This is a genomic window from Pseudomonas sp. B21-036 (assembly GCF_024748925.1).
GTDB lineage: Bacteria > Pseudomonadota > Gammaproteobacteria > Pseudomonadales > Pseudomonadaceae > Aquipseudomonas > Aquipseudomonas palmensis.
Map to the genome: position 1 here is coordinate 3,420,749 of NZ_CP087178.1, position 14,983 is coordinate 3,435,731.

Annotated in this window: 15 protein-coding genes; 3 read left to right on the forward strand and 12 right to left on the reverse strand. The window is 67.5% G+C overall.

The annotated features are described in order from the left end of the window. Window positions 1-14: 14 nt before the first annotated feature. From dmpG to LOY33_RS15415, 12 genes are all read right to left on the reverse strand, one after another. Window positions 15-1,049: a 4-hydroxy-2-oxovalerate aldolase gene (dmpG, locus tag LOY33_RS15360; RefSeq protein ID WP_054916102.1), complete on the reverse strand. Its 1,035-nt coding sequence runs from the start codon at window positions 1,047-1,049 to the stop codon at window positions 15-17. A 10-nt stretch (window positions 1,050-1,059) separates the two neighbouring features. Then, window positions 1,060-2,001, reverse strand: coding sequence for an acetaldehyde dehydrogenase (acetylating) (locus LOY33_RS15365; RefSeq protein ID WP_043859792.1), 942 nt, complete (start codon window positions 1,999-2,001; stop codon window positions 1,060-1,062). Continuing rightward, entirely contained in the window at window positions 1,998-3,857 is a 1,860-nt protein-coding gene (locus LOY33_RS15370) for a feruloyl-CoA synthase (RefSeq protein WP_258659342.1), read from the reverse strand. The genes LOY33_RS15365 and LOY33_RS15370 overlap by 4 nt, the downstream gene beginning before the upstream one ends. 104 nt (window positions 3,858-3,961) lie before the next feature. Next, complete coding sequence (locus LOY33_RS15375) at window positions 3,962-4,744, reverse strand: 2-keto-4-pentenoate hydratase (protein WP_058541174.1); 783 nt, start codon at window positions 4,742-4,744, stop codon at window positions 3,962-3,964. 29 nt (window positions 4,745-4,773) lie between these two features. Next, the gene (locus tag LOY33_RS15380) at window positions 4,774-5,745 is read right to left on the reverse strand and encodes a nitronate monooxygenase family protein (RefSeq protein WP_043861080.1); all 972 of its coding nucleotides are present in this window, start codon (window positions 5,743-5,745) and stop codon (window positions 4,774-4,776) included. Between the two features lie 31 nt (window positions 5,746-5,776). After that, a complete protein-coding gene (gene hcaB, locus LOY33_RS15385; RefSeq protein WP_054916105.1) occupies window positions 5,777-6,589 on the reverse strand; it encodes a 3-(cis-5,6-dihydroxycyclohexa-1,3-dien-1-yl)propanoate dehydrogenase in 813 nt (270 codons plus the stop codon). Between the two features lie 10 nt (window positions 6,590-6,599). Beyond that, window positions 6,600-7,130, reverse strand: a complete 531-nt coding sequence (locus LOY33_RS15390; protein WP_043861078.1) for a 3-phenylpropionate/cinnamic acid dioxygenase subunit beta — start codon at window positions 7,128-7,130, stop codon at window positions 6,600-6,602. A 9-nt stretch (window positions 7,131-7,139) separates the two neighbouring features. Next, window positions 7,140-8,489: an SRPBCC family protein gene (locus LOY33_RS15395; protein ID WP_043861077.1), complete on the reverse strand. Its 1,350-nt coding sequence runs from the start codon at window positions 8,487-8,489 to the stop codon at window positions 7,140-7,142. 38 nt (window positions 8,490-8,527) lie between these two features. Next, on the reverse strand, window positions 8,528-8,881 hold the full coding sequence (locus LOY33_RS15400) for a non-heme iron oxygenase ferredoxin subunit (protein WP_043861076.1): 354 nt from the start codon (window positions 8,879-8,881) through the stop codon (window positions 8,528-8,530). Then, window positions 8,878-9,729 carry a protocatechuate 3,4-dioxygenase gene (locus tag LOY33_RS15405; protein ID WP_054916106.1) on the reverse strand — a complete coding sequence of 284 codons (852 nt, stop codon included), beginning with the start codon at window positions 9,727-9,729 and terminating at the stop codon, window positions 8,878-8,880. The genes LOY33_RS15400 and LOY33_RS15405 overlap by 4 nt, the downstream gene beginning before the upstream one ends. A gap of 4 nt (window positions 9,730-9,733) precedes the next feature. After that, window positions 9,734-10,030, reverse strand: a complete 297-nt coding sequence (locus LOY33_RS15410; protein ID WP_043861074.1) for an extradiol ring-cleavage dioxygenase — start codon at window positions 10,028-10,030, stop codon at window positions 9,734-9,736. A 6-nt stretch (window positions 10,031-10,036) separates the two neighbouring features. Further along, complete coding sequence (locus tag LOY33_RS15415; protein WP_258659350.1) at window positions 10,037-10,852, reverse strand: alpha/beta fold hydrolase; 816 nt, start codon at window positions 10,850-10,852, stop codon at window positions 10,037-10,039. A 294-nt stretch (window positions 10,853-11,146) separates the two neighbouring features. Here LOY33_RS15415 and LOY33_RS15420 point away from each other — a divergent pair, with 294 nt between their 5' ends. The 3 genes from LOY33_RS15420 to LOY33_RS15430 all read left to right on the forward strand — a co-directional run bounded on the left by LOY33_RS15420 (window position 11,147) and on the right by LOY33_RS15430 (window position 14,979). Next, the gene (locus LOY33_RS15420) at window positions 11,147-11,728 is read left to right on the forward strand and encodes a TetR/AcrR family transcriptional regulator (RefSeq protein WP_043861072.1); all 582 of its coding nucleotides are present in this window, start codon (window positions 11,147-11,149) and stop codon (window positions 11,726-11,728) included. A gap of 447 nt (window positions 11,729-12,175) precedes the next feature. Next, entirely contained in the window at window positions 12,176-13,213 is a 1,038-nt protein-coding gene (locus tag LOY33_RS15425; protein ID WP_043861071.1) for a branched-chain amino acid ABC transporter permease, read from the forward strand. Next, on the forward strand, window positions 13,213-14,979 hold the full coding sequence (locus LOY33_RS15430) for an ABC transporter permease subunit (protein WP_258659351.1): 1,767 nt from the start codon (window positions 13,213-13,215) through the stop codon (window positions 14,977-14,979). Before LOY33_RS15425 ends, LOY33_RS15430 begins: the two co-directional genes overlap by 1 nt. Window positions 14,980-14,983 lie beyond the last annotated feature (4 nt).

Here is a 14,983-nt window from a genome sequence, read left to right on the forward strand (position 1 = left end):
GTGCGTACCCTCCGTCACTGCGCGCGTCCGGCGGCGGCCAGCAGGTCCAGCGCCACGTCGACGATCATGTCCTCCTGGCCGCCGACCATGCGCCGCTTGCCCAGCTCGACCAGGATGTCGACGGTTTTCAGGCCATAGCGCGCCGCGGCGATTTCGGCGTGGCGCAGGAAGCTGGAGTAGACCCCGGCATAGCCCAGCGCCAGCGATTCGCGGTCGACCCGCACAGGACGGTCCTGCAACGGGCGCACGATGTCGTCGGCTGCATCCATCAGCGTGTAGAGGTCGGTGCCGTGGTTCCAGCCCAGGCGCTCGGCGGCGGCGATGAACACTTCCAGGGGCGCGTTGCCGGCGCCCGCGCCCATGCCGGCCAGGCTCGCATCGATGCGATCGCACCCCTCCTCCACCGCGGTGATCGAGTTGGCGACCCCGAGGCTGAGGTTGTGGTGGGCATGCATGCCGGTTTCGGTCTCGGGCTTGAGCACGGCCTTGAACGCGCGAAAGCGATCACGCACGTCCTGCATGTTCATCGCACCGCCGGAGTCGGCCATGTACACGCAGGTGGCGCCGTAGCTTTCCATCAGCTTGGCCTGGGCGGCCAGCTGCTCGGCCGGGATCATGTGGCTCATCATCAGAAAGCCCACGGTGTCCATGCCCAGCCCGCGCGCATATTCGATGTGCTGGCGGGCCACGTCGGCCTCGGTGCAGTGGGTGGCCACGCGCACCACGCGGGCGCCGGCGTCATACGCGGCCTTGAGGTCGTGCACCGTGCCGATGCCGGGCAGCAGCAGGGTGGTGATCCTGGCGTGGCTGATCACGTCGGCCACGGCCTCGATCCACTCCAGGTCGGTGTGGGCGGCAAACCCGTAGTTGAAGCTGGAGCCCTGCAGGCCATCGCCGTGGGCCACTTCGATGGAATCGACCCTGGCCTTGTCCAGCGCACGGGCGATGTCCTGCACGTTCTGCAGCGAGTACTGGTGGCGCACCGCGTGGCTGCCGTCGCGCAGGGTCACGTCGCTGATGTAGAGCTTCTTGGCGGGATTGAACGTCATGCGGGCATCCTCAGTTGTGCGCCATGGCCTGGGCCATGCGCTCGGCGGTCGCCATCGCGGCGGACGTCATGATGTCGAGATTGCCGGCGTAGGCCGGCAGGTAGTGGGCGGCGCCTTCGACTTCGAGAAACACCGAGGTCTTGAGCCCGCTGAAGCGGCCCAGGCCCGGGATCAGCAGCGGCGCCTGGGGCTCGATCACCTCGAACTGCACCTGCTGCTTGAGCCGGTAGCCGGGCACGTAGGCCTGCACCGCCTGGGCCATCTCGTGGATGGAGGCCTGCACGCGGGCCTGCTCGCAGGCTTCGGAGAGCACGAACACGGTGTCGCGCATGATCAGCGGCGGCTCGGCCGGGTTCATCACGATGATCGCCTTGCCCCTGGCTGCACCGCCGATGGCTTCGATGGCCTTGGAGGTGGTTTCGGTGAACTCGTCGATGTTGGCGCGGGTGCCGGGGCCGGCGGACTTGCTGGCAATCGAGGCGACGATTTCGGCGTAGTGCACCTTGGCCACCCGCGACACCGCGGCCACCATCGGGATGGTCGCCTGGCCGCCGCAGGTGACCATGTTGACGTTCAACTGCGCCAGGTTCTGCTCCAGGTTCACCACCGGCACGCAGTACGGGCCGATGGCTGCCGGGGTCAGGTCGATCAGGCGGATGCCGGGCTTGCGTGCGCGCAGGTAGGCGTCGTTGCGTACATGGGCGCCGGCCGAGGTGGCATCGAACACGAAGTCGATATCGGCGAACTCGGGCATGCGCGCCAGGCCCTCGACCCCTTCGTGGGTGGTGGCAACGCCCAGGCGGCGGGCGCGTTCCAGGCCGTCGGAGGCCGGGTCGATGCCGACCATCACGGCCATTTTCAGGTGCTTGCCGTGGCGCAACAGCTTGATCATCAGGTCGGTGCCGATATTGCCGGAGCCGATGATGGCGACATTGAATTTTGCAGGGTTCATACGGCTTCTCCGTAGACTTCGGCGAGGAGGATGACGCTCGGGTCGAGGCTGTCGGCGTACAGGCGCTGCACGGCCTCGGCGCGCAGGCTCAAGGCGGTGCGCTGGTTGATGTAGCCCTTGTCGGTGATCTCGCCGTCGTTGAGGCTGGGCGGCGAATCGAGGATCACCAGGCGCACGGCATGCTGGGACGAGGCCGGGTATTCCCGGGCCAGTGCCTGCAGGCCCGCGCACAGCGCCAGGCGCACCTCGGGCTGCAGCGCCAGCTGTGCACCGCTCATGTGCTGGCCCTCGTCGCCGAGCAGGTCGCGCAGGGCCTGGGACGGGTAGACCAGCGCGCCGATCATGTCGCGGTCATGCCCGCCGATCACGCAGTCGCTGGCATACGGCGCCAGCGCGCTGACCAGGCGTGGGCGCAGTGTGCCCACCGACACCCAGGTGCCGCTGCAGAGCTTGAAGTCCTCGGTCACACGGCCGTCGAACTGCACGCCCAGCTCGGGGCGCGCCGGGTCGACCAGGCGCCCGGCGTCGCCGATACGGTAGAAGCCCTCTTCATCGAACGCCGCCAGGGTGCTGGCCGGGTCGCCCAGGTAGCGCGGGAACACCGAGGGGCCGCGCACGCGCATCTCCAGCTTGTCGCCGGCCGGCACGAACTTGAGCTCGGTGCCCGGTACCGGCAGGCCGATAATGCCGGCCTTGTCGGCGGCAAAATGCACGCTGGTGACCACCGGCGAGGTTTCGGTGGAGCCCCATTCGGTGGCAAAGAACAGCGGCGTGTCGCGCACCTTCCCGGCACACGCCACCAGCCGGCTCCAGCTGCTTTGCGGCAGGGCGGCAGCGGCATAGAACAGCATGCGCAGGCGCCCGAACAGGGCCTGGGCCAGCGCCGGGTCGCGCTCCAGGTGCGGCAGCAGCATCTCGTAGCCGCGCGGCACGTTGAAGAACAGCGTGGGCCTGACCGAGCGGATGTTCTCCAGCGTGCGGTCGATCTGCCCCGGCACCGGCAGGCCGTCGTCGATGTACAGGGTGCCGCCGTTGCGCAGCACCAGGTTGAAGTTGTGGTTGGCGCCGAACACGTGGCTCCAGGGCAGCCAGTCGAGCACGATCAGTTCGCCCTGCTCCAGAAAGCGCCAGCACTGGGCAATCGCCTGCTGGTTGGCGCAGAGCATGCCGTGGGTGTTGACCACGGCCTTGGGCGCACCGGTGGAGCCGGAGGTCATCAGGTAGCGCGCCGGGGTGTCGCCATCCAGGCGCGCGAAGGCGGCCATCACCGCCGGGGTCTCGGCCTTGTACAGGTGCGGCAGGGCCAGCGCACCGGGGATTTCCTGGGCGTTGCGCGCCGCCACCACCGGGCAGTCCGGGTCGACCAGGGCGATGGCGCGGCCATAGGCATCGCCGTCGTTGACGAATATCAGCCCCGGCTTGAGCACCTCGACAATCGCCTTGAGCTTGGCGCAGCCGCTGCCGGTATTGCGCGAGTAGGCCACCGAGATGGTCGACACCGGGATGCCCACGTGCATCGCCGCCAGGGTCAGCAGCGCCTGGTCCAGGTCGTTTTCCGAGAGCATCAGCAGCGGCCGGCCAGCTGCGATGTCCAGTTCCAGCAGGCCCTGGGCCAGGGCGCCGACGCGCTGGCGCACCTGCTCGTAGGTCAGGCTGAACCAGCCCGCGCCGCGCCGTTCGGCCAGGTAGGCACGCTGCGGCGCCTGCACGGCCCAGTGTTCCAGCCACTGGCCGATGCAGCGCGCATAGGGTTGCAGCGGCTCGGGCGAGCTGAGCACGAAGCTGCCGTCGGCACGCGGTTCGTACAGCACCTGGGCGGGGGCCAGCTGGGTGGGGTCGTTGAAGAAGTCGTACATTGCACGCCCTCGTGAGCGCGGCAGGCCGTCGGCCCGCTGCTCACTGGTTTTATTGTTGTAGGTACCGGCGGTCGGTCAGGCCGCCGGGTTCAAGCCGGCACGGCTCAGGTGAAGCGACAGCTCACTTCGCCCAGGCGGGTCAGGCGCAGGCGCAGGCTGTCGCCCGCCACCACCGGCACCATCGGCCCCAGCGCGCCGGACAGCAGCACGTCACCGGCCTGCAGCGGGCGCCCGGCCAGGGCCATGGTGCGCGCCAGCCACAGGCAGGCATCCAGCGGGTTGCCCATGCACGCGGCGCCCACGCCGATGGCGGCCTGGGCACCGTTCTTCTCCAGCAGCATGCCTTCCAGGGCCAGGTCCAGGCCGTGCAGGCTGACCGGGGTCTTGCCCAGCACGTAGAGGCCCGAGGAGGCGTTGTCGGCCACGGTGTCGACCAGGGTGATCTTCCAGTCCTCGATGGCCGAGTCGACGATCTCCAGCGCCGGCAGCACATGGTCGACCGCGCGCAGCAGCTCGCCCAGGGTGGTGTCGGGGTCGGGCAGGTCGCGCCCCAGCACGAAGGCGATCTCGCCCTCGGCCTTGGGCTGAATCAGCCGCGTGCTGTCGATGGCCTGGCCATCGTGGCATTCCATGTCGGCGAACAGCATGCCGAAGTCGGGCTGGTCGACGCCCAGTTGCTGCTGCACCGCCAGCGAGGTGAGGCCGACCTTGCGCCCGCTCAGGCGCCGGCCGGCGGCCAGCGCGGCCTGGGTGGCGAGTTCCTGCACGGCGTAGGCGTCGTGCAGCGACTGGATGTCGAAACGCTCGGAAATGCGCCCGCACGGGGTGCGGGTCGAGCGGGCCTGGGCCAGCGCTGCGGCGGCGGCCTGAAGGTTGGGGTGGGTCATGGGATTGCTCCTGAACGGGTCCGGTTGGCTTACAACGCGCGCGCGCGACTCTGGCGATAGCCCTGGTGCAGTTCGTCGACCAGCTCGGCCACGCTGCAGGTGCGGGTGATCTGGCCCACGCCCTGCCCCGCCGACCACACGTGCTTCCACGCCTTGTTGGCGGTGGCGATGTCGCCGGAGAAGTCGATGCTGGGGCGGGTTTCGCTGCGCGGGTCGATGCCGGCCTTGTCCAGCGACGGCTGCATCCAGTTGGCCAGCACACCGCTGACCGCCTTGGTGGTGGTCACCTGGTCCAGCGAGCACTCCACCAGCATGTCGCGGTAGGCGTCCTCGACCAGGCTTTCGTGGGTGGCGATCAGGCGCGTGCCCACCAGCGAGAAGTCGCAGCCCAGCACCTGCGCGGCATGGATGTCGCGCCCGTTGGAGATCGCCCCGGCCAGGCCCAGCGGGCCGTCCCAGAACTCGCGCACTTCGGCGACGAAGGCGAACGGGTTGTAGTTGCCTGTATGCCCGCCGGCGCCGTTGCACACCAGCACCAGGCCATCGACGCCGGCGGCCACGGCCTTGCGTGCCAGGGCCGGGCTGATCACGTCGGCGATCACCACCCCGCCATAGGCGTGCACGGTGTCGAGCACGCGCTTGGGGCTGCCCAGGGCGGTGGAAACGATCGGCGGCTGGTAACGGCGCACCAGTTCAAGCTCGGCCTCGAAGCGGTCGTAGGTGCTGTGCACGATCATGTTGAGCATCCACGGCGCCCACTGTTCGCCACGCTGCTGCGCGGCGTCACGCTCGCCGACGATCTGTTCCAGCCATTGCTGCAGTTGCTCGACGGTGCGCGCATTGGGCGCCGGCAGGCTGCCGACGATGCCGGCCTGGCAGCTGGCGGCGAGCAGGCGCGGGCCCGACACCAGGAACATCGGCGCAGCCAGCACCGGCAGGTCGAGCCCGGCGAACAGGTTCAGGAGTTGCTGTTGCGGTGCACTCAGGCTTGTTGTTGTCATCACGCATCTCTCTTGTTCTGGTTATCAAGGCTCAGGCCTTGCGCGACCGCGTGGGGCCGGCGCTGCGAATCTCCCAGCCGCCATCGCTGTGGATGATGTTGGCGGTGGTCAACCCGGCATTCTCGCGCGAGGCCAGCAGCACGTAGTGCCCGGTGTGGTCCTCGGGCTCGGCAATCCGTTGCAGGGGCACAGCCTGCGCGGCACCGGCCTCGAACCCGGGGATCTGGTTGAGCGGTACGCTGCGGCTGTTCAGGCCATCCAGGCTTTTCATCGGCGTGTTGGTCGCCCCCGGCGCCACGCCGTTGACCCGGATGTCCGGCGCCAGCTCGTAGGCCAGCTGGCGGATCATGCCCACCAGCGCATGCTTGGCGGTGACGTACAGAATGCCACCACCGCCGGCATAAAAGGCACTGTTGGACAAGGTAAAGATCATGCTGCCACGGGTTTGGCGCAGCGCCTCGATCGACGCCTGCGCGCCGAGCAGGTAGCCCTGCACGTTGGTGGCGAAGAGTTTCTGGAACGCACCCTCGAAATCCTGCGGGGCGATGCGGTCCAGGCGGGTGAAATAGTCGAACACCGCGGCGTTGCCGACGAAGGTGTCGAGCCTGCCGAACGCCTCCAGGGTGGCGGCCACGGCGCGCTGGTTATCCTGATAGCGCGCCACGTCGCCCTGCACGGTGATCACCGCATCGCCCAGCTCGGCAGCCAGCGCCGCCAGTTGCGCCGCGTCGCGGCCCATTACCGCGACCCTGGCGCCTTCGGCCACGTAGCGGCGCACGATGGCGCTGCCGATGCCGCCGGTACCGCCGGTGACCAGTGCCACCTGCCCTTTCAACCAAGCCATGTGCAGGCCCTCATAGGAACGTGTTGATGTTCTTGCACAGCAACATCGCGTTGGGGATCAGAATCTTGCGCTTGAGCAGCTTGAGGCCCTCGGCCTCCAGGCGCAGCACGTCCTCGCGCCGCCCGGCCAGCTGGGCGTGTTCGTCCAGGCCGCGGCTGCGCACGTTGACGAAGCACGAGTACGCCAGGTACTCGCCCGGCTCGGCGCCGGCGTACACCTCGATGTTGCTGACCAAGTGCACGTTGCGCGTGGGCGGGTTCTCGGCCCAGGCCGAGGGCTGCTTGAAGCGCGCCACGCGGCGCTTGAGCTCGCGCATGCCGTCATCGAAGAAGGCCATGTGCTCCAGGCGGTAGGGCCCGGACTTGTCTTCGCGGCGACGGTTCTCGATGCCGGGCATCCAGTAGTGGATGGCTTCGCTCAGGCTCAGCAGCCATTGGTCCCAGCACTCGTTGTCGAGCAGGCGCGCCTCGCGCAGCAGAAACTGTTCGACCCGGCGGGCCTCGTCGATGGACACCGGGGTGTCCTGCAGTTGGTGTGTCATTTCGCCCCCTCAGCGCAGCGTGCCGTTGCGGTCTGGTACGTCGGCCCAGGTCGGTGCCTGCAGCAGGTCTTTCCAGCGCTGGTAGAACGCCCGCGCGTTGCATTCGTTGAGCTGGCCCTTGAACACGTTGCCCGGCAGCTCGCTGTCGTCCAGGCGGGTGTGCATGCCCAGGCCCACGTACAGGTCCTGGTAGCGCGTGACCACGCCACGGCTGGTCTTGGTGCAGTATTCCCAGTTCTCGCCGTCGTCCATCTCGAACACGCCGGTGGGCGAGAAGGTCATCATCGCGCCACGGCGCCATTTGTCCTTGATGTCCTGCGGGGCGTTCTTGTTGACGATGACCCAGGTGAACAGCTCGATCTTGTGCGGGCCACGCGGCTGCCAGATGCGCACGGTGTTCTGCCCCGGCAGGAACGAGAAGTTGGGGAACACGGTGAACGAGGAGATCGCGCCGATCAGCTTCGAGCGGAACTCGCCCAGGCGCTCGGCGACCTTGGGGCGCAGCACATGCAGGTACTTGTTGATGTCCTTTTCGCCCAGGGTGGCGGCGTTGCCGACCACGTCGGTGGCGAACTCGTAGCCGTGGCCGTTCCAGTTCACCGAGTAGGATTCGGGCAGTTCGCCGACATTGGCCACCGGGCCGCCGAGCATGGCCTTGGCCGCCGAGTCGTGGGTCCAGCCGCCGTGCAGGATGTCGCCGACGAAGTTTTCGGCGGCGATCTTCCAGTTGCACTCGATGGTGGAGCGGATGCAGCCGCCCAGGAACTCGCTGCCGCCCTCGTCCATGTCGAGCATCACGTCCATGTACCAGGTCATCGGCCCGAGGTACTCCTCCAGGGTCGGCGCATCGCTGGCAAAGGTGGCGAACACCAGGCCCTTGTAGCTGGCCACGCGGGCTTCGCGCAGGCCATGCCTGGACTTGTCGAACTGGCTTTCTTCGTAGCACTTGGATTCGTGCATGCCCATCAGGCGCCCGCCATCGGCGCCGAACGACCAGCCGTGGTAGTTGCAGATGAAGCCGCGGGCGTTGCCGGCCTCGGCAAAGCACACCTTGTTGCCGCGGTGCGGGCAGGCATTGAGGAACACCTTGATCGAGGCGTCCTTCTGGCGTACCACCAGCACTTCGTCTTCGCCCATCGAGGTGGTCAGGTAGTCGCCGGACCTGGGCAGCTGGGATTCGTGGGCGACGAACAGCCAGCAGCGCGCGAAGATCTTCTCCAGCTCCTGCTCGTAGATCGCCTCGTCCCAGAACACCTTGCCCGACAGGCGCCCCTCCTGCATGTCGCAGAGGCGGTCGAGGTTGCCCAGGGCGGGCGTGCTTTCGAGGGTTCTGAGCGGTATGTGCTTGTTGTTATCCATTGTTCAGACTCACAGGTATGCGGTTGGACGGCGCCCGGTCAGACCGGGCTGTCGGCGTCGGCCAGCGCCTCGTCGGCTTCCAGGGCCGTGTCGGCATACACCTCGCGGTCGGTGACGATGACCTTGTAGGTGCGCAGGTGCCGTTCGCAGGGGAAGGTCACGGCCTTGCCGCTGGGGATATGGAACTGGCCCCAGTGCACCGGGCAGGTGATCAGGTCGTCTTCCATGTCGCCTTCGGCCAGCGAGGCGGTGGCGTGGGTGCACATGTCGGTGGTGGCGTAGAAGGTGCCGCCCAGGTTGTAGACGCACAGGGCATCGCCATCGCCGTTGGCGACCTTCTTCAGTTCGCCCGGCGCCAGCTCGTCACGCTGGCAAAGCAGTACGCGGCTCATGCCGGCTCCTCGTTGTTGAGTTGCACAAAGCCCAGGCCGGTGACCCAGGCGGGCACGGCTTCATAGGCGATCACTTCACCGCGCGGACGCTCCAGGGCGGCCATGGCGCAGGCGAAGTTGCGGATTTCCATCGCGCCGTTGCCGGCCCGACGCAGGATGTCTTCGTCGCGGTAGGCACACAGTGCCTGCAGGTCGCCGTTGACCCCGTGGGCAAGGATTTCGCGGTCGAAGTCCTCGGCCACCTGGCCCATCTCGACGGTGCCTACCCAGTGGCTGATGCCGCCGCTGCCGATGATCACCACGCGCTCGTCGGCGTCGAATGCCTCGACTGCCGCGCGCAGTTGCCGGCCCAGGTCGGCCGAGCGCTCCAGCGAGATGTACGGGTCGACGCCGCACGCCAGGTACACCGGGATGCTCGGCAGCTCACGGCCCAGCAGGGCCTCGGCCGGCTTGACCACCAGCTGGTGCGGGATCGAGAACGAATGGTCGACGGTGAAGCTGCGCGCCACGGTCCAGTCCACGCCCTGCCCTTCACCGTGATGGACGATGTGCTCGGCCAGCGCCTGGTGGTTGCGCACCACGCCCCGGTCCAGGCCTGGCAGGCGGTCGATGGGGCCGTCCACGTCGCCGGTGCCGATCACGTAGCGCGGCAGGCAATGGGGGCCGAACAGGATGTAGTGATCGCAGCCGACGATGATCACCGCCGTGGGCTGCAAGGCGGCCAGGCGCTCGGCGCATTGGGCATAGGCGCCCCATACGGCATCGCGTTGTGCGGCCGGTGGCGCTTCGGGCGCCACGAACATCACCGGGTCATGCGGCATCCAAAAGCCGCCCACTATCTTGCCCATCGGTTCACCCCTTGAGCGCGGCGGAAAACCCCGCGCCTTGTTCATCGGTACAGCCCAGGCGCTGCTTGTAGACGCGCATGCTGCGTTGCGGCGAAAGCTCCTGCCAGAAGCCCATGGTCAGCATCGGGTTGACCCCGGCCGCCTGCAGGCCGGCCACGTCGAAGTCGAGGATCATCTGCGCCTCGTCGGGGGCCAGGGCGAAGCGCTGCACGAAGCCTGCGGCGTCTTCACGAAAGCGCTGCTTGGCCGCGCGCTCCACGCACAGCTGCCACAGCACCCGCTCCATCACGTTTCTGCTCATGCCGGATTACTCGCCGAGAAAGTCGCGAACCAGCGCGGCAAAGCGCCGTGGCTGCTCGCTCTGGACCCAGTGACCGCAGCGCCCGAACAGGTGCAGGTCGGCGTCGGCAATGCTGTTGGCGATCAGCAGCCCGCACTCCGGCGGCACCACACGGTCTTCGCGACCGTGTACCACCAGCGTCGGCGCCACGATCTTGGCCAGCGCGGCGGCGGGGAAGCCCTTGACCATCGTCTGGCCTTCGGCGGCGGGCTGCGGGATCAGCTTGCGCAAGGCGGCCTGGGCACCGGGCCGGGCACTGGCCTCGTAGCGGGCCTGCACCATGGCGTCGGTGATCAGCGCCTTGTCGTAGGGGAACAGCTCCATCAGCTGGCGCATGTTGGCCAGCGACGGCTCGTATTCCCAGGCGCCGCGCAGGCCGGGGGTCTGCACGAACTCGCCGGCCGGGGTGCCGAGCAGCACCAGCTTGTTGACGCGCTCGGAGGCGAACACCGCCAGGCCGATGGCCAGGGCGCCGCCGAACGAGTTGCCGATGAAGGAGGCCTTCTGGATATCCAGGGCATCCATGATGCCGATCAGGTGGCTGACCCACAGCTTGATGTCGTACCGGGCGTCATCCTTGAACTCGGTGAAACCGAAGCCGGCGATGTCCGGCACGATCACCCGCCAGCGGTCGGCGAACACCGGCACGCTGGCGGCCCAGTTGGCCCAACCCGAAACACCCGGGCCCGAGCCGTGCAGCAGGAACAGCGGCTCGCCCTGGCCGGCCTCGTGGTAGTGGGTGTGGTGCCCTGCTGCGAGCAGAGTCTTTGCAGTTGCGCTCATGTCGGCCTCCGGTTTTTATTCTTAACATACAGTTGTGTATCTGCATGCTATTTACCGTTTTGACCTGAGTCAATGAAAAAACATGACTATTTTCAAATAATGAGCAGCCGTACCTACACCTATGTACTGTCATGCATGGCAGGATGCGGACACCCGGCACTGGCCTTGTGGCCAATGCCGGCAATAGCTTCGCCGTTGCGGCGGGCGTTAGAATGACGGTTTGCTGCCAAGGCCAAGCGTCGAACCCTGCGCTGCCCTGGCGCTTATCCAGCTTGTTGGACAAGGCCCTACACAATGTCATCACGCACCAACCTCACGCGGGAAGATTGGATTCATGCGGCACAGGAAGTGCTTGTCACCAGCGGCGTCGACGCCGTGCGCGTCGACACCCTGGCCAAGGAACTGAAGATCACCCGTGGCAGTTTCTACTACCACTTCAAAAGCCGCGGCGAACTGCTCGAAGGCATCCTGGGCAACTGGCGCGCACGCGCCACCGAGGATGTGATCCTCAACCTGCGCACGGCCCACAGCTCGCCGCTGCAGCAGTTGCAGCGCCTGCTGGAGCTGCCTTCCCACGGCCAGACCGCCAAGGACGCCGCCTCGATCGAACTGGGCATCCGCGGCTGGGCGCGGCGCGACAAGCAGGCGCGCCAGGCCATCGACGAGGTGGACAGCCATCGCCTGAACTACATCGAGGGGCTGCTGATTCAGGCCGGCGTGCCCAGCGACGAAGCCCAGGACCGCGCCTACCTGATCTACGCCTACCAGATCAGCCTGTCGCTGCTGCACAGCGAAGACACCCCGCAACAACGCCTGGCGCGCAGCCAGCGCATGGCCGGCATCCTCCTCCCCGCGTGCAGCCACGCCCCGGCCTGAGCGCCTGTGCCGACCCGCTCGGCACATTGCAAATACACAAATGTATCTTTGTATATCCATTACCCGCCATCCAGCGGGTATTGGCACGCTCGTCTTGAAAAATATTTATTCAATAAATTCAAATAGATAATCGAATAAATCGGCGAATGCAGGCGCGCCGCTGCGGCGCCTGTTGACAAGCCGCCCACCTTCCCGCGTAGTCTATACATACACATGCACATGTGTATTTAAACGCCTTGCATGTTGCCCTGCCCCGGGCAGGGGCGCACCACAATAAGAATAGAAAACGAGTACTTCACTATGCACGCGCCTGCACGCTCTCGCCGGGTCCCGCCCTGCGCGCCCGACCCGTCACGCCCCCGGTACGGCACCGCCGCACCGACGCCGACCGCCCTCTGCGACCGGCATCCCACCTCCCCCTTGCCCACTGCTCGCTGAGGCCTGCCCATGGATTTCTCGATACTGGCGTTTCTTGCCCAGGACGGCCTGACCACGGGCGCGATCTACGCACTGGTGGCGCTGGCCCTGGTGCTGGTGTTCTCGGTGACGCGCACCATCCTGGTGTGCCAGGGCGACTTCGTCACCTACAGCGCCCTGACCCTGGCCACCCTGCAGCTGGGCCTGATGCCCGGCACCGTGTGGCTGCTGCTGGGCTGCTCGCTGGCCGCCTGCGCACTGGACTGCACCGACGCCGCACGGCGCCGTCAATGGCGCCGGCTGCCGGGCCTGCTGGCGCGCTACCTGAGCCTGCCGCTGCTGTTGTGGGCGGTGCTGGGCAACCTCGACCTGGCGAGCCTGCCGGCGCTGCTGCAGATCCTGCTGACCCTGGCCCTGGTCACGCCGCTGGGGCCGTTGCTGTACCGCCTGGTGTACCAGCGGGTGGCCGAGACCTCGGTGCTGTTGCTGTTGATCGTGTCGGTGGCGGTGCATATCGCGCTGGTGGGCGTGAGCCTGCTGATGTTCGGCGCCGAGGGCGTGCGCACCGAGGCCCTGGCCGAGTCGGTATTCATGCTCGGCGAGCTGCCGGTGGGCCTGCAGAGCCTGCTGGTGATCGGCAGCGCGCTGCTGCTGATCGGCCTGCTGTATGCCTTCTTCGGCCACAGCCTGTACGGCAAGGCGCTGCGTGCCACTGCGCTCAACCGTACCGGCGCGCAGCTGGTGGGCATCCCCACCCAGTTGGCCGGCAAGGCCGCGTTCGGCCTGGCCGCGCTGATCGGCGCGATCTCCGGGGTACTGATCGGCCCGCTGACCACGCTGTATTACGACTCGGGCTTTCTGATCAGCCTCAAGGGCTTTGTGGCGGCGATCTTCGGCGGCCTGGCCAGTTACCCGATAGCCGCGGCCAGTGCGTTCTTCGTCGGCGTGCTGGAGAGCTTCGCCAACTTCGGCGCCTCGGCCTACAAGGAGGTCATCGTGTTCACCGTGGTGATCCCAGTGCTGCTGTGGCTGTCGCTGAAAAACCCGCATCTGGAGGAGCAACACTGATGGCCCTGCGACTGATCCCCCTGTTGGCCCTGCTGCTGGTGGCGGGCCTGGCGCCGCTGGTGCTGCCCGCGTTTCACGTGACCCTGCTCAACTACATCGGCCTGTACAGCCTGGTGGCCCTGGGCCTGGTGCTGCTGACCGGCATCGGCGGCATGACCTCGTTCGGCCAGGCCGCATTCGTGGGCATTGGCGCCTACGCCAGCGCGGTGCTCACCACCCAGTACGGCCTGTCGCCGTGGCTGGGCCTGCTGGCGGGGCTGGCGATCACCCTGGTGGTGGCCACCAGCCTGGGCCTGCTGACCCTGCGCCTGGCCGGGCACTACCTGCCCATCGGCACCCTGGCCTGGGGCCTGGCGCTGTTCTACCTGTTCGGCAACCTGCCGGGCCTGGGCGGCTTCGGCGGCCTGCAGAACCTGCCGAACATCGAGCTGCTGGGCTGGCAGATCAGCGGCTCGGCCGATTTCGCCGTGCTGATCGGGTTGTTGCTGGCGGCCAGCCTGTGGCTGCTCGACAACCTGCTGCACAGCCGCCAGGGCCGTGCCATCCGCACCCTCAAGGAATCGGCCGGGATGGCCGAGGCGATGGGCATCGATACCGCACGCAGCCGTCTGCAGGTGTTCATCGCCGCCGCCCTGCTCGCGGCCCTGTCGGGCTGGCTGTACGCGCACCTGCAGCGGGTGGTCAACCCCACGCCGTTCTCGGTGGTGATGGGCATCGAGTACCTGTTCATGATCGTGCTGGGCGGCGTCGCCAGCCTGTGGGGCGCGCTGCTGGGCGCAGCGTTGCTGACCCTGATCAAGCAGGTGCTGCAGGACGTGCTGCCGCAGCTGTTCGGGCATGCCGACAACGTCGAGATGATCTTCTTCGGCGTGCTGGTGATCCTGGTGCTGCAATACGCCCGCGGCGGCCTGCTGCCGGTGCTGCGCAGTGTGCTGCCGGCCAGCCGCCCGCGCACCCTGGCGCTGGATGACGCGCCGGCCCTGCCCCGGCGCAGCATGCCGGCGGCCGGCAAGCCGCTGATGGTGGCCCAGGGGCTGCTCAAGCAGTTCGGCGGGCTGGTGGCCAACAAGAACATGGGCCTGTCGGTGAATGCCGCCGAGGTGACCGCGCTGATCGGCCCCAACGGCGCCGGCAAGTCGACCCTGTTCAACCTGCTGTCGGGGGTGCTGACGCCCAATGCCGGGCAGATCACCTTCAACGGCCAGCGCATCGAAGGCCTGTCGCCGCGCGCCATTGCCCACCTGGGCGTGAGCCGCACCTTCCAGCACGTGCGCCTGCTGGGCGAGATGAGCGTGCTGGAGAACGTCGCCCTCGGCGCCCATGCCCGGGGCAAGGCCGGGCTGCTGCGCTCGATGCTGCACCTGGAACGCAAGGAAGAAGCCGCCCTGCTCGCCGAGGCCACGCGTCAGATCCAGCGGGTGGGCCTGGGCGAATACCTGCACACCCCAGCCGGCAGCCTGCCGCTGGGCCAGCAGCGCATCGTCGAGATCGCCCGCGCGCTGTGCAGCGACCCGTTGCTGTTGCTGCTCGACGAACCCGCCGCCGGCCTGCGCCATGGCGAGAAACAGGCGCTGGCGCAACTGCTCGAGCAGTTGCGTGGCGAGGGCCTGGGCGTGCTGCTGGTGGAGCACGACATGGAGTTCGTGATGGGCCTGGCCGACCACATCGTGGTGATGGAATTCGGCCAGCCCCTGGCCAGCGGCACCCCGCTGCAGATCCAGCAGAACCCTGCGGTGCTGGCCGCCTACCTCGGAGGTGTCGAATGAGTCG